The sequence below is a fragment of the Corynebacterium sp. A21 genome, assembly GCF_052266655.1.
GTDB lineage: Bacteria > Actinomycetota > Actinomycetes > Mycobacteriales > Mycobacteriaceae > Corynebacterium.
Map to the genome: position 1 here is coordinate 1 of NZ_JBQPQY010000018.1, position 22,012 is coordinate 22,012.

18 protein-coding genes and 1 tRNA gene are annotated in these 22,012 nt (G+C 61.6%); 11 read left to right on the forward strand and 8 right to left on the reverse strand.

Annotated features, from left to right (window positions below; all coding sequences use genetic code 11):
• Positions 1-103 precede the first annotated feature (103 nt).
• Both ACTU46_RS15350 and ACTU46_RS15355 read right to left on the reverse strand, forming a co-directional pair.
• Positions 104-179, reverse strand: a tRNA-Thr gene (locus ACTU46_RS15350).
• 113 nt (positions 180-292) lie between these two features.
• A complete protein-coding gene (locus ACTU46_RS15355; RefSeq protein WP_443383505.1) occupies positions 293-1,534 on the reverse strand; it encodes a DNA polymerase III subunit delta' in 1,242 nt (413 codons plus the stop codon).
• A 59-nt stretch (positions 1,535-1,593) separates the two neighbouring features.
• On the opposite strand from ACTU46_RS15355, the gene ACTU46_RS15360 reads away from it, so the two are divergent.
• Together ACTU46_RS15360 and ACTU46_RS15365 are read left to right on the forward strand one after the other, a co-directional pair.
• On the forward strand, positions 1,594-3,120 hold the full coding sequence (locus ACTU46_RS15360) for an adenylate/guanylate cyclase domain-containing protein (RefSeq protein ID WP_443383508.1): 1,527 nt from the start codon (positions 1,594-1,596) through the stop codon (positions 3,118-3,120).
• Between the two features lie 78 nt (positions 3,121-3,198).
• Positions 3,199-3,624, forward strand: a complete 426-nt coding sequence (locus ACTU46_RS15365) for an NUDIX hydrolase (RefSeq protein ID WP_443383511.1) — start codon at positions 3,199-3,201, stop codon at positions 3,622-3,624.
• Positions 3,625-3,665: 41 nt separating this feature from the next.
• Here the strand turns inward: ACTU46_RS15365 and ACTU46_RS15370 are convergent, their stop codons facing one another.
• Positions 3,666-4,409 (reverse strand): ZIP family metal transporter, encoded by a 744-nt coding sequence (locus tag ACTU46_RS15370; protein WP_443383514.1) that lies wholly within the window; start codon positions 4,407-4,409, stop codon positions 3,666-3,668.
• Positions 4,410-4,612: 203 nt separating this feature from the next.
• Here ACTU46_RS15370 and ACTU46_RS15375 point away from each other — a divergent pair, with 203 nt between their 5' ends.
• The 3 genes from ACTU46_RS15375 (at position 4,613) to ACTU46_RS15385 (ending at position 7,066) form a co-directional block, all read left to right on the forward strand.
• Positions 4,613-4,954 (forward strand): hypothetical protein, encoded by a 342-nt coding sequence (locus ACTU46_RS15375; protein ID WP_443383517.1) that lies wholly within the window; start codon positions 4,613-4,615, stop codon positions 4,952-4,954.
• Positions 4,955-5,088: 134 nt separating this feature from the next.
• Positions 5,089-5,784, forward strand: coding sequence for a YczE/YyaS/YitT family protein (locus tag ACTU46_RS15380; protein ID WP_443383520.1), 696 nt, complete (start codon positions 5,089-5,091; stop codon positions 5,782-5,784).
• A gap of 127 nt (positions 5,785-5,911) precedes the next feature.
• Complete coding sequence (locus tag ACTU46_RS15385; RefSeq protein WP_443383523.1) at positions 5,912-7,066, forward strand: calcium:proton antiporter; 1,155 nt, start codon at positions 5,912-5,914, stop codon at positions 7,064-7,066.
• 2 nt (positions 7,067-7,068) lie between these two features.
• Here ACTU46_RS15385 and ACTU46_RS15390 read toward each other — a convergent pair whose 3' ends face one another.
• Positions 7,069-8,475, reverse strand: coding sequence for a GntP family permease (locus ACTU46_RS15390; protein WP_443383526.1), 1,407 nt, complete (start codon positions 8,473-8,475; stop codon positions 7,069-7,071).
• Positions 8,476-8,816: 341 nt separating this feature from the next.
• On the opposite strand from ACTU46_RS15390, the gene ACTU46_RS15395 reads away from it, so the two are divergent.
• From ACTU46_RS15395 to ACTU46_RS15405, 3 genes are all read left to right on the forward strand, one after another.
• Positions 8,817-9,467, forward strand: a complete 651-nt coding sequence (locus tag ACTU46_RS15395; protein WP_443383529.1) for a hypothetical protein — start codon at positions 8,817-8,819, stop codon at positions 9,465-9,467.
• A gap of 188 nt (positions 9,468-9,655) precedes the next feature.
• Positions 9,656-10,582, forward strand: coding sequence for an ABC transporter ATP-binding protein (locus tag ACTU46_RS15400; RefSeq protein ID WP_443383618.1), 927 nt, complete (start codon positions 9,656-9,658; stop codon positions 10,580-10,582).
• Entirely contained in the window at positions 10,579-12,222 is a 1,644-nt protein-coding gene (locus ACTU46_RS15405; RefSeq protein WP_443383531.1) for an ABC transporter permease, read from the forward strand. Before ACTU46_RS15400 ends, ACTU46_RS15405 begins: the two co-directional genes overlap by 4 nt.
• Here ACTU46_RS15405 and ACTU46_RS15410 read toward each other — a convergent pair.
• Positions 12,192-12,977 carry a lysoplasmalogenase gene (locus ACTU46_RS15410; protein WP_443383534.1) on the reverse strand — a complete coding sequence of 262 codons (786 nt, stop codon included), beginning with the start codon at positions 12,975-12,977 and terminating at the stop codon, positions 12,192-12,194. The two genes, ACTU46_RS15405 and ACTU46_RS15410, sit on opposite strands and share 31 nt — an antisense overlap.
• A 297-nt stretch (positions 12,978-13,274) precedes the next feature.
• Between ACTU46_RS15410 and ACTU46_RS15415 the strand changes: the two genes are divergently transcribed.
• Positions 13,275-13,820, forward strand: coding sequence for a hypothetical protein (locus ACTU46_RS15415; protein ID WP_443383537.1), 546 nt, complete (start codon positions 13,275-13,277; stop codon positions 13,818-13,820).
• On the opposite strand, the gene ACTU46_RS15420 is transcribed toward ACTU46_RS15415, so the two are convergent.
• Both ACTU46_RS15420 and topA read right to left on the reverse strand, forming a co-directional pair.
• The gene (locus ACTU46_RS15420) at positions 13,817-14,476 is read right to left on the reverse strand and encodes a hypothetical protein (RefSeq protein WP_443383540.1); all 660 of its coding nucleotides are present in this window, start codon (positions 14,474-14,476) and stop codon (positions 13,817-13,819) included. The genes ACTU46_RS15415 and ACTU46_RS15420 overlap by 4 nt on opposite strands.
• Positions 14,477-14,546: 70 nt before the next feature.
• Positions 14,547-17,531 (reverse strand): type I DNA topoisomerase, encoded by a 2,985-nt coding sequence (topA, locus tag ACTU46_RS15425; RefSeq protein ID WP_443383543.1) that lies wholly within the window; start codon positions 17,529-17,531, stop codon positions 14,547-14,549.
• 527 nt (positions 17,532-18,058) lie between these two features.
• Here topA and ACTU46_RS15430 point away from each other — a divergent pair.
• Positions 18,059-18,676 carry a DedA family protein gene (locus ACTU46_RS15430; RefSeq protein WP_443383546.1) on the forward strand — a complete coding sequence of 206 codons (618 nt, stop codon included), beginning with the start codon at positions 18,059-18,061 and terminating at the stop codon, positions 18,674-18,676.
• Between the two features lie 334 nt (positions 18,677-19,010).
• On the opposite strand, the gene ACTU46_RS15435 is transcribed toward ACTU46_RS15430, so the two are convergent.
• On the reverse strand, positions 19,011-19,214 hold the full coding sequence (locus ACTU46_RS15435; protein ID WP_443383548.1) for a cold-shock protein: 204 nt from the start codon (positions 19,212-19,214) through the stop codon (positions 19,011-19,013).
• Between the two features lie 300 nt (positions 19,215-19,514).
• On the opposite strand from ACTU46_RS15435, the gene ACTU46_RS15440 reads away from it, so the two are divergent.
• A complete protein-coding gene (locus ACTU46_RS15440) occupies positions 19,515-22,007 on the forward strand; it encodes a DEAD/DEAH box helicase (protein ID WP_443383621.1) in 2,493 nt (830 codons plus the stop codon).
• Positions 22,008-22,012: the final 5 nt, after the last annotated feature.

Consider the following 22,012-nt stretch of genomic DNA (forward strand, 5'->3'; position numbering starts at 1 on the left):
CGAGACCTAAACATCAAACCCCAGGTCAGAGCCCCGGCCCAGCAAAGCAACCAGAAACCCCCTGCCCCGCACTATCATCAGTGCAGGTCAGGGGGTGTTTTCGTGGAGCCGCCTAGGAGAATCGAACTCCTGACCTTCTCATTACGAGTGAGACGCTCTACCGACTGAGCTAAGGCGGCGGAAACTGCGCTCCAGGGAGCACATATTTACCAAATGAAGAGCTTAGCTTAAGCGGTGTGCCGCAGGAAAACCGGCCGTCTCAATTCCCCGCAGGTAGCCGGTTGACTGCAGGTCAGGACACTCCTGAGGCTTTGCGGATCCGGCCGACCATGCCATCGAAGGCGATCTTGGGTTGGACGTTTTCATCGAGCTGTTCGCGGCAGCGGGTAATCGCGTCCAAACAGCTGACCAGGCCCGCCTCACTGATTTTTCCCGCCAGGTCTGTGGCCATCCCTTGATAATCAGGGTGGGTCAATTCCACTTCCGCTCCGACCTGGATCATCAGGGCATCGCGGTAGAGGCTGGACAGGTCCAGCAGGGAGAGATCGAGGATATCGCGGTTACCGCGGGTTTCCCGGAGCTTCTGCTGCCGCTCCAATTCCTTGACTTGCCCGGCCATGCCGCGGGCCATCTTCTGGGTTCCTTTGCCCCGGCCGCCGGCGCCGAGGGAGGCCTCGAGCTTCTTCACCTCTTCGGCACTGATTTCGGCGAGTTCCTCCTTGACCTGCTTCTTCACCGGGTCAACGAATCTGCTCACTGCCTGGAAAGATTGGTCGCCGTGGAAGATCAGTTCGGCGAGGTTGAGGATTTCGGAGCGACGTTTCTGGGTTTCCGGGGATCTCACCAACCGTCGCGCTCGGCCAATGTGGCGTAAGGAAGCGGTGGCAGCCAGCTGAGCATCTGCTTCTGAAGCCCCCTCCTCGGCGATGAGGATGCGGGTGATCTCCGCTTTGGATGGGGTCTTAACGTAGACGTGGCGGCAGCGTGAGCGCAGGGTGACGGAGAAGTCCTCCGGGTCGGTGGAGGGTGCACAGAGGATGACCACGGTATGGGCCGGTGGCTCCTCCACCGTCTTGAGCAGGGAGTTAGCCGCGGATTCGGAAAGCCGGTCAGCGTCCTCGAGAACCACCACCCGCCAATCGGCGACGGTGGGCAGGCTTGCGGCGTCGCGGATGATTCTTTCCACCTCGCCGACGCCGATGCTCAATCCCTTTGGCACCACATGCACCACATCGGTGTGGCTGCCATTGAAGGCCGCTTGGCAGCCCTCACAGCGGCCACATCCCGGTTCGTTGGGGTCCGTGCACACCAGGGCTGCCGCCAGGGCGATCGCGGCATTGGAGCGGCCGGAACCGGGGGGCCCGGTAAACAGCCAGGCATGGGTCATCGCGCTGTCCTCGACCCCGTATTCGGCGGCGGGGACGCCGCGGATTCGGGCGCGGGAGGCCAGCGCGGCGTCGATAATTGATCTCCGCACGGCGGGCATATCCACGAGACGTTCTGCGACACTGACGGTCTGGGTAGGAGCACTCACCCGAATCAGTCTATTAGGTATCGGGCCGAGGCTGGTTCAAAGTCACTAGAGTGATGATCATGCATCGAATGTTCAGGGCACTTAATTGGCTGTGGGGCACATCCTGGCCCCTCTATGCGGCCTCCGTGCTCGGTTCCAACGTCCTCGGGGCGCTGGCCATCATGTTGTTCGTCCGGTTCTTCATCCCCATGCCGGAGCTCAACGGATTCGAGACGGACGTCCCCCACATCACCTCCATCGGCCTGGGCTACCTGCTTTTTGCGGTGGTGGTGGGCGCGGTCGTGACTTTCCTGATGTTCCGACCGGTCCTCGACTGGCAGCGGCATCCGGATGACCACGATCCAAACATGGTCCGCAACCTGGTGATGCGCATCCCCGTCTACCAGTCGGCGGTGTGCGCGGTGGTCTGGCTGATCGGACTGGTCATCGCGGTGTTGATGACGGCCCCGCACTCCGCCCGCTTGGCCATGGTGCTGGCCGTCTCGATTTTCCTGGCCGGCTGTGTCGTGGTGCTGCTGACGTATCTGGAGGCCGAACGACTGGTCCGCCCGGTCGCCGCCACCGCCCTGGCGCGTCGTTTCGAGGACTCCACCCTGGAGCCCCCGATCAAGCAGCGACTGCGACTGATCTGGGTCATGACCTCGGCTCTGCCGACCATCGGTATCGTCCTGATGCTGCTCGGTCAACGCTTCGATTTCTTCAGCGAGAACTCCAACGACATTCTGCCGGGCATCTCGGTGCTGGCGGTCACCGCGCTGATCACCGGTTTCATCGGCACCAGTTTCGCCATCATGAACGTGGTCGACCCGATCCATGAACTCCAGGACGCCATCAACAAGGTGCGCCGCGGCGACACCAACGCCCAGGTCGATATCTACGACGGTTCCGAGATCGGCGTGCTCCAAGCCGGATTCAACGAGATGATGCGCGGCTTGAAGGAACGCCAGCGGGTGCGTGACATCTTCGGTCGCTATGTCGGGGCCGAAGTCGCCCAACGCGCCTTGGAGGAACGCCCCACCCTCGGTGGTGAGGACCGCAAGGTCGCCGTGCTGTTCATCGATGTCATCGGTTCCACCACCTTCGCCGTCAACCACACCCCGGAGGAGGTTGTCGAGGAGCTGAACAAGTTCTTCGAGCATGTGGTCAAGGCGGTGCACCGCAACAAGGGCATCATCAACAAGTTCCAGGGTGATGCCGCTCTCGCCGTCTTCGGTGCCCCCATCCCGCTCTCTGATGCGAACTCCCACGCCCTGACCGCCGCCCGGGAACTGCGTCAGGATCTCAAGGACCTGGAGCTACAGGCCGGCATCGGCGTCGCCGCCGGACACGTCGTCGCCGGTCACATCGGCGGACTCGACCGCTTCGAATACACCGTGATCGGTGATGCCGTGAATGCCGCCGCCCGGCTCACGGATCTGGCTAAGGACACCCCCGGCCGCATTCTCACCAATGCCGCCACCCTGCGCGGTGCCAATGAAGCCGAGCAGGCCCGCTGGACGCTGATGAAGTCCGTGGAGCTGCGCGGCCGCGGTTCCATGACCCAGCTGGCCCGGCCGATCCGGCCGACCCTGGCAGACCGCTCCTGAGCGCTCGCTTATCGACGCCGCGCCGGTTGCAGTGATCATTTCCGGCGAGGTGGCCCGGCACTGACTATCCTCAGCGCCATGGGCAACTTCTCCGTCAGCGCAGCTACCGTCACCCTCGATCCTGAAGGCTGGGTCCTGCTGATCCAGCGTCAGGACAACGGCGCCTGGGACCTGCCCGGCGGAGTGGTGGAGCTGGGTGAGCAACCGACTGAGGCGGCGATCCGGGAGACCTCCGAGGAAACCGGATTCCTGGTGGAACTGGGACCATTGACCGGGGTGTACACCCACACCACCCGGGGAATCATCGCCCATGTCTTCCTCGCGAAGGTCCGGGAGGGCCATCCCACCGGATCCCCGGAAACCCGGGCGGTGGAGTGGGTGCCGGCTGCAGTCGCGGTCGACCGGGTGCCGCAGGTGTTCAAACAACGGATCCGGGACGCCCTGGCAGCCCACCCGGGGGAAGTCGCATTTCGGGCACATGACGGGGAAAAGATGGTGGGTTAAATCCCCCGAGGTTGAGCCGATATCCGCGAAGCGGTCGGTCCTCATCCCAGGGAATGGAGACTGAAGGCTGCCAGGAACCCGAGTGTGGCTATCAATCCCGAGTACAACGAGGCCTTCTCAAAGGCCTCCGGGATCATGGTGTCACAGATCATCGCCAAGATCGCTCCCGCCGCCAGGGCGTTGACGAAGCCGATCACAGCGGGGGACGCGCCGTCGAGAAGCAGGAAACCGGCCAGCGCGGCCAGGCCGGAGATCAGGGCCATCCCGCCCCAGATGCCGAAGACGTACCCCGGCCCCCGACCCGCGTTCTTCATCCCCGCAGTGCTGGACAGACCTTCCGGCACATTCGAGATAAACACCGCCGCCAACATCGGCAGACTGACGCCACCGCCGCCGAGAAAACCCAGGCCCAGCACCATGGATTCCGGGATGCCGTCTATCAGCGCTCCGATAGCGATCGACAGACCCCCGCCGGAATCCTCGGACTGTTGGGTACCTGAACGTTTACGGTGGCGGGCGCCGCGCCGGGCCAGCAGCAGATTCAGGCCGACATAGACCACCGCACCCACCAGAAACCCCAGGGACGCTGCGAGGAGCCCGCCCTGTTCGACGGCTTCTTCCACAAGTTCGAAGGACAACGCCGAGATGAGCACACCGGCGCCGAAGGCCATCACCACGGCTACCACCCGAGGCGGCACCCGGATAAACCAGGCGATGAACGCCCCCAACAGCAGCGCGAAACCACCGATCAGGCCAGCCCCACTGGCAAGCAGCCAATCTGGCACCTCAGACCCCCTTCGCTACTGTGATCTCGACCATAGTCATAGTGGTACTCGCTGAACAGGCTGAGTCGCTCCCCCAGCGCGACCCGTATCAGCTGCCGGCACCGCCCAGCAGCCAAACCCTATGCCCCATGGAGTCTTATATTCCTCGGTTTCCTGTGTTTTACTGCATGAGAGTTGGGGTGCGTCTACCTGAGGATGAGATTATGTCCACCACGCTTAAAAGAGTTGGCGCAGTACTATTTGCCGCCGGGCTCGTGTTCTCCGCGCCGCTGGCTACCGCCCAGGCCCAGTCTTCACTGCCAACACCATCTGGTTCCCTGGATTCTGGGCCCCCGGACATCAACAAACTACCGCCCTGGGCCTTTGAAGCCCTGCACTATGGGCCGGTGACCCAGGCTGAGGTGGATGCCTGCTGGGATGAGCTGGGGGAGGTGATCATCATGATTTACCCTGGTCCGTGCCCGAATGGCCCGATCAGCCAGGGTGAGCACCTGGCGGCTCAGGCCCTATGGTTCTTCACCTCTCGATTCGGTAACCTCTCCTGATCCAGGCCTGATTCGACCAGCTCCAACTCCGCGGTCTGCGGCACAGCGGCGGGCTTTCCGGGGGCCGACCGAGGGCTTGCCGGATTCCGGCTAAAGCCCCACATTGGGGCTGCCCCCTCGCTACGCTGACTCAGGTGAGAACCTCTCCCCCCGGAGAATCCTCCGGCCAGCAGCACCTGGCCCGCCGGTGGGCGATGCTCCTATTCGGCCAGGTGTTGTCCGCCTTCGGTATCGCCTTCGCGGTGCGCAGTGATCTCGGCACCACCTCGATCTCGAGTCTCCCCTATGTGCTCAGTCTGATTTCCGTGCTCTCCCTGGGCACCTGGACCATCCTTTTGAACCTGGCCTTCCTGCTGTCACAGATGCTGATGCTGCGCCGCCGCTTCGAGTTGCTGCAGCTGCTCCAGATCCCGCTGATGGTGTACTTCGGTCTGCTCAATGACCTCGCGCTCTGGGTGCTTGGCGGGCTGGGTTACACCGCGTACTGGCAGCAGTGGGCACTGGCGCTGGTGGGGATCGTGTTGGTCGGTTTCGGTGTCGCTTTCGCTGTTATCGCGAATACCGTGATGCTCGCCGGCGATGCGCTGGTGCTGGTGGTCACCCGAGAGCTCAACCGAATCTTCGGCACCCGAAAATACCTGGTCTTCGGTTACACCAAGGTCGTCTTCGATGTGACCATGGTGCTCACCGCCGTGATCCTCTCGCTGAATTTTCTACACGGACTCTTCGGGATCCGCGAAGGCACTGTGGCTGCGGCTCTCCTGATCGGCCTGACGGCCAAGCAGGCCACCGCCATTCTCCGGCCGCTGGAACACCGCTGGTTGAATTGATCACCAACGTTTGCCCGATCGAACATAAGTAAGTAGCTTGGCGGGGAGAAAGAACTTCCATCCCGGGACGGCCCGGGATGTTGCAGCTCAGTCGGGGACGGCCCCGGAAGCAGGTACTGAAAGATCCATGCCGTCTCCGCTGACCCCCGCCACCAACATCCGCGTGTTTTTCAGCCGCGGAACGCTCCTCCGGCTACTCATCGGCTGGGGTGCCTTTCTCATCTTCACAGCGTTCTCCGCTCAACTCACCCGCGAGCTGCCCACCCTGCTTATCTGGACTCTGCTGTTCGCGATAGTCGCAGTAATCACCGTCTCCGCCTTCGGCGTGATGGAACAGGCGGAGGCACTCGGACACCGGCTGGGTGATCCCTACGGCACCCTGGTGCTCACCATCTCGATCGTCGGCATTGAGGCGATCCTGATCTCGGCGATCTTGCTCGGCCCCGGGGAGAACCCCACGATCGCCCGGGATTCCGTGATGGCTGTGAGCATGATCATCCTCAACCTCGTGCTCGGTCTCGCCCTGTTGCTCGGCGGAATGAAACATGGCGACCTGAGCCATAACCGCACCGGCACCTCCGCTTACCTCGCGATGATCGTGCTCCTGGGGTCAATGGCTTTCGCCCTTCCCGCCTTCATCGGCGTGGACGGCGCGTTCACCACCGGTCAAGCCATCCCTGTCATCATCCTGACGATTGCGCTCTACGCCTTCTTCCTCTACCGACAGATGGGTGCGCAGAAAACCGACTTCCAGGAAGTTGAATTTCTCGCCACCGCACAAATAGGCGACCAGGCGCGTCCCGCCGTCACCCAGATAATCGCTGAGCACCGGGGAGAGATTCTCGCCCGCACGGGTCTGCTGATCGCCCTGGTGCTGCCGATCGTCCTGCTCTCCCATGACCTGGCCACGCTTCTCGACGTCGCGCTCGACCGTGCGGGAGCCCCTGTTGCGCTCTCCGGCATCCTGATCGCCGCGATCGTGTTCCTGCCCGAGACCATCACCACCATCCGGGCGGCACTGGGGGGCGAAACCCAGCGGGTGAGCAACCTGACTCACGGCGCGCTGGTCTCCACCGTGGGGCTGACCATTCCCACTGTCCTGATCATCGCGCTGATAACCGGGCAGCAGGTGGTGTTCGCGGAATCCCCGGTGAACCTGATGTTGTTGCTGGTCACCCTCTTAATGTCCGTGGCCACCTTCGCCGGCAAGAAGGTCACTGCCATTCACGGTGCCGCACACCTGGTGCTCTTCATGATCTACCTGATGACGGTCTTCGCCTGAGGCTAGAAGAACATCGAGAGCACCAGGGTAAGCCCAAGCGCGACCACGGAGGCCACCGAGATCCCGATGCTCACCGTCTTGAAAGCACCTCGGGTGGTCTGTCCCAGCAGCGACTGCAGCAACCAGAAGGTATTCGAGGTGACGTGCACCAGGAACATCGAACCCGCACCGGCTGCCAAGGCGATGAGCACCGGATCCAGACCGATCTGGGCGGCGACCGGGGCCAACAGGCTGGCTGCGGTGATCGATGAGATCACAATTGATCCGACGGCAATGTGCAGCACCGCAGCAATCGCCCACACCGTGAGCAGCGGTACCGCGGAATTTGCGGAGAAGAACTTGCCCAGAATATCCCCCATACCGGACTGTCCGACCATCTCCGCCAGTGAACCACCGGCACCGGTGAGGATGAGAATCAGACCGGACTCCCGGAAGCCATTCCCCAGGGCGGTCTCCACCTCATCGATACCCAGGGCACGCCAGGCCAGCACGAAGGTACCCAGAAGCCCGATGAGCAGGGCAACCACCGGGGTGGCCAGGAAGTCCAGCACCGGGTGGCTGCCACCCGCGATCTCAAGCACCCCGCCGATCGCCATGAGCACCAATGCCAGCACCATCGGGGCGAAGAGCAACCCCAGCGGCAACTCCTTGCGCCTGGTGGTGGTCGTCGTTTCAGTCCTGGTTTCTGAAGCTGTTTGAACTCCACCACCGGTCCCGGTGTTGTTCTCGGGTTCCCCGGTGATCTCGCCATCATCTTGAACGTGGAAGGCCTCATCCAGCCGGGGATTCCAGAATCCCCGATCGAAGGCGAAGGACATGATGGTCTGGGTGATGACCATGGTGAGCACGCCCACCAGACCGCCGAAGAGCAGCATCTTGCCCAGGGACACCCCCATCACACCAGCCAGTGCCAGGGCACCGACACCCGGAACCACCATGACCACGCCGACCTCGATGCCCAGTGCCATGGCACTGGCGAGCTTGGCTCGGCCGTTCTTTCCCATGAAAGGCACCATGCGGCGGACCAGCGGCGCACTCATCACCAGCATCACGTCCGGGAAGATGGACTGCAGCACAGTGCCGTGGGAGATCGCGAGGGCATAGGGTACACCCTTGACCCCGAAGATCCGGAGCAGGGAATCCACCAGTCTGGTGATCGCACCGGTGGCGTGGAGCAGCGATCCGGTGAGCACTCCCCAGGCGATCAGGAGGCCGACCTCGTAGAGGATATTGCCGAAACCTCGCATGACGGTCTCGGTGGTCTCCTCAATCCCCAATCCGGTGGCCAACCCCAGGGCCAGGGCGCCGACAACCAGGGAGATTGCCGGATGTAGACGTCCTTTGAGGACGAGGAGGACGACACCGATGATGACGGCCGCCGTGATGGTGATGATCTGCCAGTCCTGCATGAGCTGGTACTCGTTACTTCCTTTTCGCCGGCCCTAACGCACGCTAAGGCCGTGGAACATTTCTCGGAGAGGTCGGCCATGGGTGGAGGCCGGGGCTCATCGATGAATGGAATTGTGGTGGGCTCAAGCATATGCAGCAAGCAGGGTGTTCCGGGAACTCGGGGGCTTGCTTTTGCCGGTTTGTCCGTGGCTTTGGTCATTCCGGCAGTGAGTGGGTTCTGATGACAGCTGTCAACCACCCCTGGCATCAGGGTGTGGATAACCCGGATTTGCCGGAGTTATCCACAGCCTTGAAAGCGGGGTCCTTTTCCACCCAGGCTTCGCCTGCCATGCTCGCAGCCATGAGTCCTTCTTTTCGAGATTTTCATTCGAGTGCCCGTCGGCTACGTCTCCGCCTCCACAGGGACGAATCCCAAGATTGTGCTGTCCTTGGTCGCAACCTCATCGGCGCCACGGCCAACTGCTATGAAATCCACGAGGTCTGCGCCCCACCAGGCCTGATCGATGGGGACATCGTGGAAGCCCACCCCGATCCCGAGGGCAGATTCCAGATAACCCGCCTAGTGTCCCTGGTACCGGGTGTCATCGCCTATTTCTCCTTTAGCCCCGAGGTGGCTGCAGCAGAGCAATTCCGCATGATTGAGGAGCTTGAGGAGTTCGGTCTCTTTGAGGTCTCCATCTCCGAGATCACTTCAGGCAGCTACCTCGCCCACTGGAGTGAGATCCATTCCCCGGAGAACGCCCGGCAGCTACTCGACACCCTGCTAGGAGCTGCGGTGACCGTGACCCAGGCGCAGACCCAGCAACAACGAGCCGCCACCCTCCGGAAGAAGATCAACACCCAGCTTCTTTCCCCACCGATATCTGAGCAGGCTCTCCGGTCCACGATCGTGGAGCTGCGCCACCGGTGTCACCTTGAGCTGCCATCAATTGCCCCGGTAGCTGCCGAGAGCACCCCGGTGCTGGATGATCTCAGGCGGTCAGCGGCCTGAGCTGGGACATTTGAGCCATGCTCGGGGCCATAGATTCCGCTGCTGAGCACGGGTAGCCTGGAATTATGCGGTCAAAAACTACGGAACCACAGCTCCCGGGTACAGGTGTGGCAACACCGGATGTCCAGTGCCCGGCCGCAGCATGTTCCCAGTATCACCGGAGCTAACTCCGCCACCCAGGAGAGATGATGTCTGATTCAGCCATCACGACCACCAATCTGACCAAGCGGTTCGGCCGGACCACCGCCTTGGACAACTTCAACTTCAACGTTTCCACCGGACAGGTGCATGGTTTCCTCGGCCCCAACGGTGCCGGCAAGTCCACCACCATCAAGGTACTGCTCGGCATGCTCCGGGCAACCGGTGGTGAGTCAACGGTGCTGGGGCGGGACCCCTGGCGGGATTCCGTGGAACTGCACCACCGGCTGGCCTATGTCGCAGGCGAAACCAGTCTCTGGCCTAACCTCACCGGTGGTGAAGCCATTGACGTACTCACCCGTCACCAGCGTTCCCCCGCGCTGAAGCAGCGAAGAGATGAACTGATCGAGAAATTCGGGCTCGATCCCCGGAAGAAGGCTCGTACCTACTCCAAGGGCAATCGCCAGAAGGTCGCCCTAGTTGCGGCACTGGCCCTGGATGTTGACCTGTATCTGCTCGATGAGCCTACCTCTGGTCTGGATCCACTGATGGAGGCCATCTTCACTGATGAAATCCGGAAACTCCGTAATCAGGGACGCACCATCTTGCTCTCGAGCCACATCCTCGGCGAGGTGGAGAAACTCTGTGACCGGGTGAGCATCATCCGAGAGGGCACCGATGTCGAGCATGGCACCCTCGCGGAGTTGCGCCACCTGACCAGGTTGAATGTCACCGCCACGGTACGCTCTGATGCTTCCCGGCTCAGTGATCTCCTCGGGGTACACGCCCTGAAGGCCGAGAATTCGCAGATTCACTTCGACGTGGACAATGACCATATCACCGGGGTGCTGAGGGTCCTGGCTGATATCGGGGTGGATAACCTGCGGATCAGCCCACCCTCCCTGGAGGACCTGTTTCTCCGGCACTACGGTGGCACGGCATCCGGTGCAGCCACCGATGAAATGGCGCAGTCATGATGACCACCGTGACCCGCTCCCCCACTCCTTCAACTACCCGGAGCGGCCCGCTGACCGGGTTTGGCCGACTCTTCCGCCTGAATCTTCGACTGGACCGACTCCGCCTGGTGGTCTGGGTGTTGAGCTTCTTCCTCCTGATCGCCGGCTCCGTGGCAGCTGTAGCTGTCGCCTACCCCACCCCGGAATCCTTGCAGGCCCGCGCCGCACTCTTGAAGAACCCCGCGGCGATCATGATGACCGGCCCGCTCTTCGCCGCAGACAACTACACCTTCGGTGCAATGGTGGCCAATGAGATGTCGCTCTACACCTTCCTGCCAGCGGCGATCATGGGTGTGTTGTTCATGGTCCGACACACCCGCACCGAGGAGGAAACTGGTCGTTTGGAGGTCCTGCGGGCATTGCCGGTGGGACGCTGGGCTGCGCCGGCGGCTGCTCTCGCGCTGGTGGTGCTGCTCAATGTCTTGGTTGGGGTGGCGGTAGCCCTCGGCCTGATCATCACCGATCTGGCGATCGTTGATTCCCTCGCTTTTGGTTTGGCTACCGCGCTGACCGGTCTGGTCTTTGCCACCATCGCGGCGATCACCGCACAGATCACCGATTCCGCCCGGGCCGCGACGGGAATCGGCCTGGGCACCATCGCCCTGGCTTATGCGGTCCGGGGCATCGGGGATGTACTCAATTCCCAGGGCTCCTGGCTCTCTTGGTTCTCGCCCTTCGCCTGGGCACAGCAGACCCGCCTCTTTGTGGATCTGCGCTGGTGGCCGCTGATGGTTTCAGTGGCTGCAATCCTGATATTCACCACCTTCGCCTTCTACCTCTCAGCCCACCGCGACCTGGGTGCCGGACTGACCAGTCCGCGACCCGGCCCAGCTCGAGCCGCCCACCGACTGCTCTCCCCTGTCGGGCTCGCGCTTCGCCTTGAATCCGCCGCCTTCATCTGGTGGACGGGTGGGTTGTTCTTCTTTGCCCTAGGGTTCGGTCTGCTCGCCTCCGAGCTGCAGGACATGATTTCCGAGATCCCCGCCGTCGCCGACTTCATTGACCTTGATCTGGAAGATCTAACCCGCTCCTTCGGTGCGGTCATGTTGGCGATGCTGACCATCGCCCCGATCGCCCTGATGGTCGCAGGCGTGCTGCGGCTACGCGGTGAAGAATCCGTTGGCCGGGTCGCCGCGATCATCCAGTCCGGTAGTTCCCGTTCCGCGCTGTTGTCCGGCTGGTGCCTGGTAATTCTGGCGTGGTCGGTGATCATGCACATCATTCTCGGATTCGGGGTGGGCGTAGGTATGTCCATCGCCGATGGCCAGCTGTCCTGGATGGGTGAGATGGCCCTCGCCGCGCTCGCCTACCTCCCCGCTATCGCGCTGCACGGGGCGATAGCAGCAGTGATATTGGGGTTGTCGCCTCGGCTGTCGGCACTGGGCTGGCTGCCCGTTGGCTGGGCCGCGTTCGTGATCTTCCTCGGCGAGATGATCAACCTCCCGGACTGGGCTAAAGCGTTGTCCCCGCTCTGGCATACCCCGGCGGTTCCTGATGCCGACCTGGAAGTCTTACCGCTGGGCATCATGGTGGTGCTCGCGCTCGTGCTGTTCGCCTTGGCGCTTATTGCTTATCGACGCCGCGACCTCGCTGCAGGCTGAGCGAGTTCAGCCGGGAAAAGGCCGTCCACCAATAACAGCTGGGCGATGGTGTAGGTGTCCATCACCATCGCATCAAGAATCCGGGCGCTGAAGCTATCTTCCTTAAACAGCAGCTCACGGCTGATCAACAGGGCATCAGAGAGCAGGAAGAGGTTGCCACCGTGTCCGATCCCCAATGATGAGGGAGCGTCCGCCCTGATGAGCGCACGGTCGTCGCCAAGCACCGAGACAGTGGCAAGGAGGCTGCCGTAGCCGGCCGTGATCGGCAGCAGCTGCGGTTTCCGCCAGGCGGTCAGCCCGATGGCGAAGACCAGGGGTAGAGCCCGGCCCGCTGCCCTGGCGACTGTGGGACGGGCACCTCGTTGCCAGAGCAGCCAGCTATAGGCAAGGTGATTGAATGCGAAACCCGCCGCTCCCAGCGGTAAGCGATCGGGCCGAAGCAGCACCACATCACCGAAGCAGCCGCCTGATAGACCGAGCAGACCGATGGTTTTTGCTGAGGTATCTAACTCCGATCGAAGGATCCTGCCAGCGAGCAGCGGCAGGAGCGCAGGTTTGGTGGCTGCCTTGAGTTTCTTCCACCTGAAGAGCGAGGACCAGCTGTTGAGCTCAGCAAAAGCTAGGTAGCCGGCACGTTCCGGTTCCCGGGTGGCCCGCCGCAGCGACTCGCTAAGCGCCACAGCTCCTTCGGTGGAGCGCTTAAGCACAGCGGCATAGATTCCGGCCATGTCCAGGGATCTTTCTGTCTTTTCCATCCATGATCCTCTCCCGGAAGTATCGGAAACCATCCATAATTATCCAACACTATCCAGATTTTTGGATTGCCCTGAGTAGATCCGGATAAATCCCACCACTTCGGCAATCTTCGGATGCCCTCGGTCGCCTTCGATCACAGGAGAACTGGGAATCAATTCCACTCCCCCAAGATCTTGTCAACTCGTCAGCAGTCAGTGCTGTGGATAACCACCCCAATTTCCGGGTTATCCACAGATAGGCGCTACGCTGCAGCTTTCCGGAGTTTCGTGTCCGGCAGGTCTGTCATGCTGAGCCTCATGACCAAGAAAAAGAATGTCATTGCCATGCTCGCCCTCCATCCCCGCACCCCGAAAGATATCCTGGTTCCGGCCAAACCCCGCCGGCTCAAAGCCCAGCGGATCCCCCACGGATTTGAGTTGCACACCGGTGCCTTGGACCTCGGATTCGTCCCCGGCGACAGTGTCACCATCGCTCAGGGGATCGATGGCATCCGCTATATCAACGGAATCCAGAAACTACGCAGCGGTACCCTTTCGCAGATAGACATCAGGCATTCCTTCTGCGATTACCATCGGGCTGAAACCATCGACCAGCTCAGCGAAGATCTGCAATCGGAGGGAGCCGCCACGGTAGCGGAACGCGCTGGCCTGGTTTATGCCTTCTGGCCCGGCAGCATTCTGATCGAAGATGTCGGCATGGCGATTTCCCGCTCCGCCATCGAGTTTGACCTGCCAGCGGTTCTCATGCCCACCTCGTTCCGGCACGCTCTCATCGCCCACTCCGCTGACTTCCGCCCCGGGGAAGAGCACGGCCTCGGAGCGGACCACTGGAATGCGGCTTAAGTACGCACCAGTCCATCAACCAGCAGCAGGTGCCCGACCACTCCGGTTCCGGTCATCGCGGAATCCAGAAGTTTCCCGAGGGTGTGGAATTTTTTGGTGTTCAAGGCACCGAGCAGTGCCAAACCTTCACTGGCCAAGATCAGGTTGCCCGCGTGATCTAACCCCTGGCGGCTGAGTGGGCCGTCCTGCAAATCCCGGCTTTGGGAGAGCGTTGAGGTGGAGATAACACCGGCACCGGCGATCAGCGAGGCAATCACCAGCGCAGTTCCACCGCTGAAAGCCATCCCCACCCCCGAAATCCAGGCCAGGCCACGGAGCTGTGAGCTTATCCAGGAAGGCTGGGCTCCCCGGTGCACCAGCAGCACTGAATAGGCCAGGTGTTGCCCGGTCACCCCGGCGATACCCGTTGCCGAGGGGTATGCGGCATTGCGGGTCTTCTCGATCTCCCCCACTAACCCAGCGCCGAGTCCAGCCAGGAGAATACTCTTCTCCGCTACCGCCAGGTTGCTTCGCAGCACCGTCCCCGCCAGCAATGGCGGGAGTGCCCAACGGAAGGAGGATGCCAGCTTCTCATGGCCGAGAAACCTCGTGCCAGCAGCCAGTCCGCCGACCAAGAGGTACCCGGCTCGTTCCGGCTCAGTGCTAGCGACTTTCACCGAGGCCATCATTGCCTGAGTCCCCTTGCGGGTCCGGTCTAAAAACTCCCCTACCAGTGATTTCATGGGGCTACGGCTTCCGGGTTCCGGCCTTGACCACACGCTTAGTGGTCTGCGGTGGTTTCTTCGCAGCTGTTTTCTTGGCCGTGGTTTTCTTGGCGGTCGTCTTTTTCGCCGTGCTCTTCTTCGCCGGCGACTTCTTGCTCGTCTTCTTTGCCGGACCGCCGTCAGCGGCTTCCTTGGCACGGCGTTCAGAGAGGAGCTCGTTGGCACGGGCGTCGGTAAGCTGCTCCGGCACTTCCCCCTTGCGCAGGGAGGCGTTGGTGTCACCGTCGGTGACATAGGGGCCGAAACGGCCGTCCTTGACGGTCATCGGCTTACCGGAGACGTCATTGTCACCGAGTATTTTCAGCGGCGGGGTCGCTGCGGCACGGCCACGGCGCTTCGGCTCAGCGTAAATGCGGCGGGCTTCGTCCAGGGTGACCGTGAAGATCTGCTCCTCATTCGCCAGCGAACGGGAATCATTACCCTTCTTCAGGTAAGGACCGTAACGACCGTTCTGGGCCGTGATGAGCTCGTTGTCGGCGGGGTCGATTCCGACCTCACGCGGCAGAGTGAGCAGCTGTAATGCCTGTTCCAGGGTGACGGTGGCGGGTTCCATCGTGGAGAACAGGGAAGCCGTGGCCGGCTTGAGGGATTCCTCGACCAGCTGGTTGATCCGCTTCTCCTTCTGGGTGGCGGCGGTCTTGGTCTCCCAGTTCTTCTTGCGCATGCCATCCGCAGCACGCTGGCGATCTTCTTCCGCCCGCTCGACGATGATGGCCTTTTCTGCCTCAGCCTCGGCATGTTCGCGCTCATCCTCGCGCACTTGCTCGGTGACATACGGGCCGTAGCGGCCTTCCTTGGCCACAACGGTCCGACCGTTGTCCGGGTTCTGCCCCAGTTCACGGCCCCCCTGTGGGGTGGCGAAGAGCTTCTCGGCGAGCTCCAGGGTCAGCTCATCCGGAGTGGTGGATTCCGGCAGATTGGCGCGCTGGTAGTCCGGCTCGCCTTCCGCATTCACTCCGACCTGACGCTCGATATAGGGTCCGTAGCGGCCGACACGGACGTTGATGGCCCGGCCCTGCTCATCGTCGTAGAGATGAAGGGAATTCACCAGACGGGCGTCGATGTGCTCGAGGTTATCCCCGACGAGGTTCTTCAGACCACCCTTGCGGGCGACAGATTCTGCCTTGGCTTCAGAGGCCTCAGCGTTGCCGAAGTAGAAGCCGGTCAGCCACTCGGTGCGGTCCTCTTCACCACTGGCGATGTCATCGAGTTCATCCTCCATGGAGGAGGTGAAATCATAGTCGACCAGGTCCTCGAAGTTCTGCTCCATCAGACCGATCACGGCGAAGGCCACCCAGCTGGGGACCAAGGCGTTACCGCGGGGCAGGACATAACCACGGTCCTGGATGGTGCGGATGATCGAGGCATAGGTCGAGGGCCGCCCGATTCCCAGGTCCTCCATCTTCTTGACCAGGCTGGCTTCGGTGTAGCGGGCCGGCGGGTTGGTGGAGTGACCGGCAGCCTCGAGCTCGTTGACCCCGAGTGCATCGCCCTTGCTCAGGCGCGGCAGTCGACTCTCGGCGTTGTCGGCGACATCGCGTCCCTCGGCGTTGAGGGTGGTTTCCACGTAGGCACGCAGGAAGCCCGAGAAGGTGATGGTGCGGCCGGTGGATGAGAACTCCACCTTCTCGCCACCGGCAGATTCACCGGTGACCGTGACCTTCATCGAGGTGCCCTTGGCATCCGTCATCTGGGAGGCGACGGTGCGCTGCCAGATCAGCTCGTAGAGCTTGTATTCCTCGGCATCGAGCTGGCCATGCAGCTGCCCCGGGGTGGAGAAAGTTTCGCCGGCGGGGCGGATGGCCTCGTGGGCCTCCTGGGAATTCTTCACCTTGCGGTCATAGCGACGCGGACCATCGGCGACGAAAGCCGCACCGTAGAGTTCCAACGCCTGCGCCCGGGCGGCCTCGATACCGGAGGCTGAGAGCGAGGTGGAATCAGTACGCATATAGGTGATGTGGCCGTTTTCGTAGAGACGCTGCGCGATGCGCATGGTCCGCTCCGAAGTGAAGTGCAGCTTGCGGCCGGCTTCCTGCTGCAGTGTAGAAGTCATGAACGGCGCATAGGGACGGCGGGTATAAGGCTTTTCCTCGACGCCGGCGACACTCATCGCCGCGTTCTGGAGTCCGGTAGCCAGCGCCTCGGCGCGTTGCTTATCGACGACCACGACCTCCGAGGTCAGCTGACCCAGGTCGTTGAAGTCACGGCCTTGAGCGATGCGCATCCCGTCGATGGCGGTGAGCTTGGCCTTGAAGGTCCGCGGGTTTTCCGGGTCCTGGTCTTTGTTACCGGTATCAAGCTCAGCGGCAATGTCCCAGTAATCGGCGGAGACGAAGGCCATGCGCTCACGTTCCCGCTCGACGATCACGCGGGTCGCCACCGACTGCACGCGACCGGCGGACAGTCGCGGCATGACCTTCTTCCACAGCACCGGGGAGATCTCGTAGCCGTAGAGACGGTCGAGGATACGACGGGTCTCTTGGGCATCAACGAGATTGGTGTCCAGCTCACGGGTGTTGGCGGCAGCCTCGAGGATCGCCGGTTTGGTGATCTCGTGGAAGACCATGCGACGCACCGGGACCTGCGGCTTGAGTTCCTCAAGCAGGTGCCAGGCGATGGCCTCGCCCTCACGGTCGGGGTCTGTCGCCAGATAGAGCTCGTCGACCAACTTCAGCTTGGCCTTGAGGTCGGCGACCTTCTTCTTTTTGTCGGGGCTGACCACATAAAGCGGAGCGAAACCGTGATCGGTGTCCACTCCGAGGCGAGCCCAGGGCTCTTTCTTGTACTTGGCGGGCACATCGGCAGCACCTCGAGGAAGGTCACGAATATGACCGACCGATGCTTCGACGATGTAGTTGTCACCCAGGTACGGCTGGATCTTCTTCGCCTTGGTTGCTGACTCAACAATCACAAGTCGTTTGACGTCCGAGCCCTTGTCTGCTGCCACCGGGGTTACTTCCCTCTCGCCTACTGAAAATACTTACGCGCCGGTATCTGCAGGATTCCCCACAGACCTGCACTTCATTTACTGATCACCGTAGCCGTTCGGACTCTGCGCGATATCGCGGAGCCTACAATTACGATGTTGTCATTTCACGTGACACTACATCACGCCTCTTTCAGGATTACACGCTACACAGTAATTAATGGTGTCCCTCCGGAACGGCCACCCCTTACCTTTCCACCCAAAACGAGTTAAGCATAGCGGCAGGTAACCCCACCAAACCAACATCTGACACCAATTTTCAGCGACCACCGGATACTGACCGATATCCGCCAACGGACAATCCCTTTCCGGTGTTGCCGCAGCAACATTCCGGCACTGGATGCCCCTATCTGTACGGTCACCACCTCGGGGGTAGCACTGTGGGATCCGGTCGTCGACAGCATCTCACCCAAGATTCATCCGACAAATTTTTCGGATGCTCCCTAGAATTGGTGGACAATGTATTTCGTTGACCTGAAGAACACCCGATGACCGACCAGTTCGTGTCCTGGGTTGAAACCCTAATGTCGGCTGCAGCCTTCTATCCGGTGCTCAGCCTCGTGGTGATCATGGATTCCCTGATTCCCCTGATCCCCAGTGAGACCGTCATCTCCCTTGCCGGTGCCTGGTCTGGGTCCCGCGGGACCCCGAATCTGTTTCTGGTACTCATCGTCGCCACTCTCTCCGCGATCGTGGGCGATAATCTCTGCTATTTCTTCGGGACAAGACTCATCGGATTCGTTAACCGGATCCCAGGTAACTCGAAGCGTGGCAAAGCACTGCACTGGACCCGCAAGAACCTCAATGAACGCGATGTATCGACCATCATCATCGCCAGATTTATCCCCTGGGCCAGGTGGTTCGTCACCATCACTCTGGGTTCAGTGGGATATTCCTGGCGACGCTTCCTACTCTGGGACTCCATCGGTGCCCTAGTCTGGGCTGCCCAGGCCACCCTGCTGGGATACCTGGGAGGTTGGCTCTTCCGGGACCAACCACTTATCGGACTCGTCGTCGGCGCAAGTTTCGGCATTCTCTTCGGTATGGCACTGCAACGTCTCCAACGAACCATGGAGAGACGTCGCGAGGCCCGAAAAGCCAGTTAGCCCGCCTGTCAAGGCTAGGGCAGGCCATGAAAAAGCTTGCCTGAAATCCCGCACGCAGGCCTCCTGACCAGCACCGCGCTGGCCATACCCTCACCAGGCTAGTACGGCCGGGGCTGGAGCTTTCAGGGAAGCCGGCCGCCGCCAGCAACACAATTCAGGTACCTAAAGTGCGCAGGCTACCTGCCGCCGCTTACTCCCAGTCAAGTTAACGCGTGCTTGTGGGGGCGGATCTACCCTCAACCCCTCAGTTGAGTACTTTCAGGCATAAAAAAGACGCTGATCACCGCAATGCGATGATCAGCGTCTTTTAATTGAGCTGGTTGTTGCCCGCTACTTACATCGGGTGAACAGCCTGAGCCTGCGGGCCCTTAGCGCCTTCGCCGATCTCAAACTCAACCTGCTGGTTCTCCTCGAGGGTACGGAAGCCGTTGCCCTGAATCTCGGAGTAGTGGACGAAAACGTCAGCGGATCCATCTTCCGGAGCGATGAAGCCGAAGCCCTTCTCCGCGTTGAACCACTTAACAGTTCCCTGTGCCATATTACTAACCTTTACTTTCCTGGAGAGATACAGTGAATCCTAATTGCTGGAAACACCGGGCCGTTTATCGAACTCCCACGTATCCCTCAATCCATGCAGTTTCATGCACAGCGTGAGTTCAACTGGGCGCTCGCGTGAACATCCCTTGCGAGCGCCTAGACACTGCGCGCAGAAACCGCGACCAAGGACCAGTGTGCCACGTTTCCCCCTCTAGCGACAGCCATCGACTAAAGTTCGATCAAAAAGCTCGCCGCCACTCACACTAATAGGGGTGATTTTCCGATGTCAGACCCCCTGCATTTGGAGCTTTCGCAGCCGAGTTCTATAGGTGCTGAAACCGCTGGAACCAGCCCGGCCCACAACCAGATCGGGGAGGAACTCAGCGAGTCCATCATCCGCAGGTTTCCAAACTCTACCTGCACCTACAGCACCACATTGGAGGCCCGGAACGCCCGCTTTGCCCCCTGGCCAGAGTGGGTCCACCCACCCCTGAGGAAGCACCTCGAGGAGCAGGAGATAAGTCGCCTCTACCTGCACCAGGTGGAGTGCGCGGAGATTGCCCACCAAGGCGGGAATGTGGTCTTGGCCACAGGCACTTCCTCGGGGAAGTCACTTGGTTACCAACTGCCGATCTTCAGTGCTTTCGCCGAGGATCCGAAGGCCTGCGCCCTTTATCTGACTCCGACCAAGGCCCTGGGTTCGGACCAGTTGGCCGCTGCGGCAAAGATCTGCCGGGAAGTGCCTGGTCTGGGAGGGGTCCATCCGGCCCCTTATGACGGGGACACTCCCATTGAAGCCCGGAGCGGTATCCGCGATGCCTCCCGCATGATCTTCAGCACCCCGGACATGCTGCACGTCTCCATGCTGGCCAACCATGAACGCTGGGCACGGGTGCTGCGGCATTTGAAATTCCTGGTCATCGACGAATGTCACACCTACCGCGGTATCTTCGGTGCCAATATCGCCCTGGTCCTGCGCCGTTTTCTGCGGATCGCCGCACACTACGGATCTCATCCCACGGTGATCCTGGCATCTGCCACCTCTCACGATCCTGCCGAGCACGCCAGCAACCTCCTCGGCCGACCGGTTCGCGCGGTGACCGAGGACGGTGCACCTACCGGAGCCCGCACGGTCATGCTTTGGGAACCCGGATTCCTCGAGGGTGTCGAGGGTGAGAATGGCGCCCCGGTCCGACGCTCAGCCAGTTCGGAGGCCGCTGCGGTGATGTCCACCGTGGTCGCCGCCGGCGCCCGCACGCTGACCTTCGTCCGCTCCCGCCGCCAGGCCGAGGTCGTGGCAATGCGCTGCGCCGAAGATCTGTCTCTAATGGGGAGAAGTGATCTCAGCGGGCGGATCGCCTCCTACCGTGCCGGTTATCTCGCCGAAGATCGCAGACGGCTGGAACGCCAGCTCGATGAAGGCGAGCTCCTCGGCGTGGCCACCACCAATGCGCTGGAGTTGGGTATCGACGTGGGTGGCCTGGATGCGGTGGTCACCGCAGGGTTCCCCGGCACGGTGGCTTCCTTCTGGCAGCAGGCTGGGCGCGCAGGACGACGAGGTCAGGGATCCCTGGTGATACTGGTCGCAAGGGATGAGCCGATGGATACCTATCTGATTCATCATCCCGAGGCGCTTTTGGGACGTCCGGTGGAAAAGACCGTCTTCAACCCCCGCAACCCCTTTGTGTTGCGTGGGCATATCTACTGCGCGGCCGTCGAGAAGCCCCTGACCCAGACCGATGTCGAGGCTTTCGAAGCTGAGACGGTGGTCGCGGAATTAGAAGAGGCGGGGCTGCTGCGCCGGCGACCGCGGGGATGGTTCGCGGTGGAACGCCCCCACGATGACTCCGGTTTACCGACTCCAGATACCGCACATACGTCGGTGAGCCTGCGTGGCGGCTCAGGTGAGGAGGTCATGATCGTCGATATGAGCGATGGTCGTCTCCTGGGCACCGTGGATTCCGCGCGCGCTGCCGCCCAGGTCCACCCCGGGGCGGTCTATCTGCACCAGGGGGAGAGCTTCGTGATCGAGGAACTGGATTTCGAGGACTATGTGGCACTCGCGCGCCCCGAGATCCCGGACTACACCACCTTCGCCCGCAGTCAGACCGATATCCGGATCATCTCTGCCTCGGATGAACAGCAGATCTTCAGCCCTTCCCCGGGGCTATGGGTGGCCAATGTCGATGTGGAGGTGACGGATCTGGTTACCGGTTATGTCGCCCGAATGTCTGATGGCACGGTGTTGGACTCAGTGCCGCTGGAGATGCCGCCGCAAACCCTGCTGACCCGGGCGGTGGCCTATACCGTCGATCCGCTGGTGCTGACTGCCATGGGTATCCAGGCAGCAGATATCCCCGGCGCGCTGCATGCCGCTGAACATGCGGCAATCGGAATGCTCCCACTGCTGGCGACCTGTGATCGTTGGGATATCGGTGGGGTATCGACTGCCTTGCACCAGGACACCGGGCTACCCACGGTCTTCGTCTATGACGGGCACCCCGGAGGCGCAGGTTTCGCAGACACCGGCTTCGAGCGTTTCGGCACCTGGATCCGGGCGACTTTCGATGCGGTCCGTGCTTGCCGCTGTGAGTCGGGATGTCCTTCCTGTGTGCAGTCCCCCAAGTGCGGCAACGGCAATAATCCCCTGAGCAAGTCCGGCGCGCTGAAGCTGCTCGGCGCACTGGTGACGATGTTGGAGGGGAACCCCGGGGCCGGAAGTGCCCCGGCTACAGAGTTCCCCAGGGATATTATGCCCACCGAAGTTGGGTCCGGGGATGCGGCCTCTGAATAGCTGCT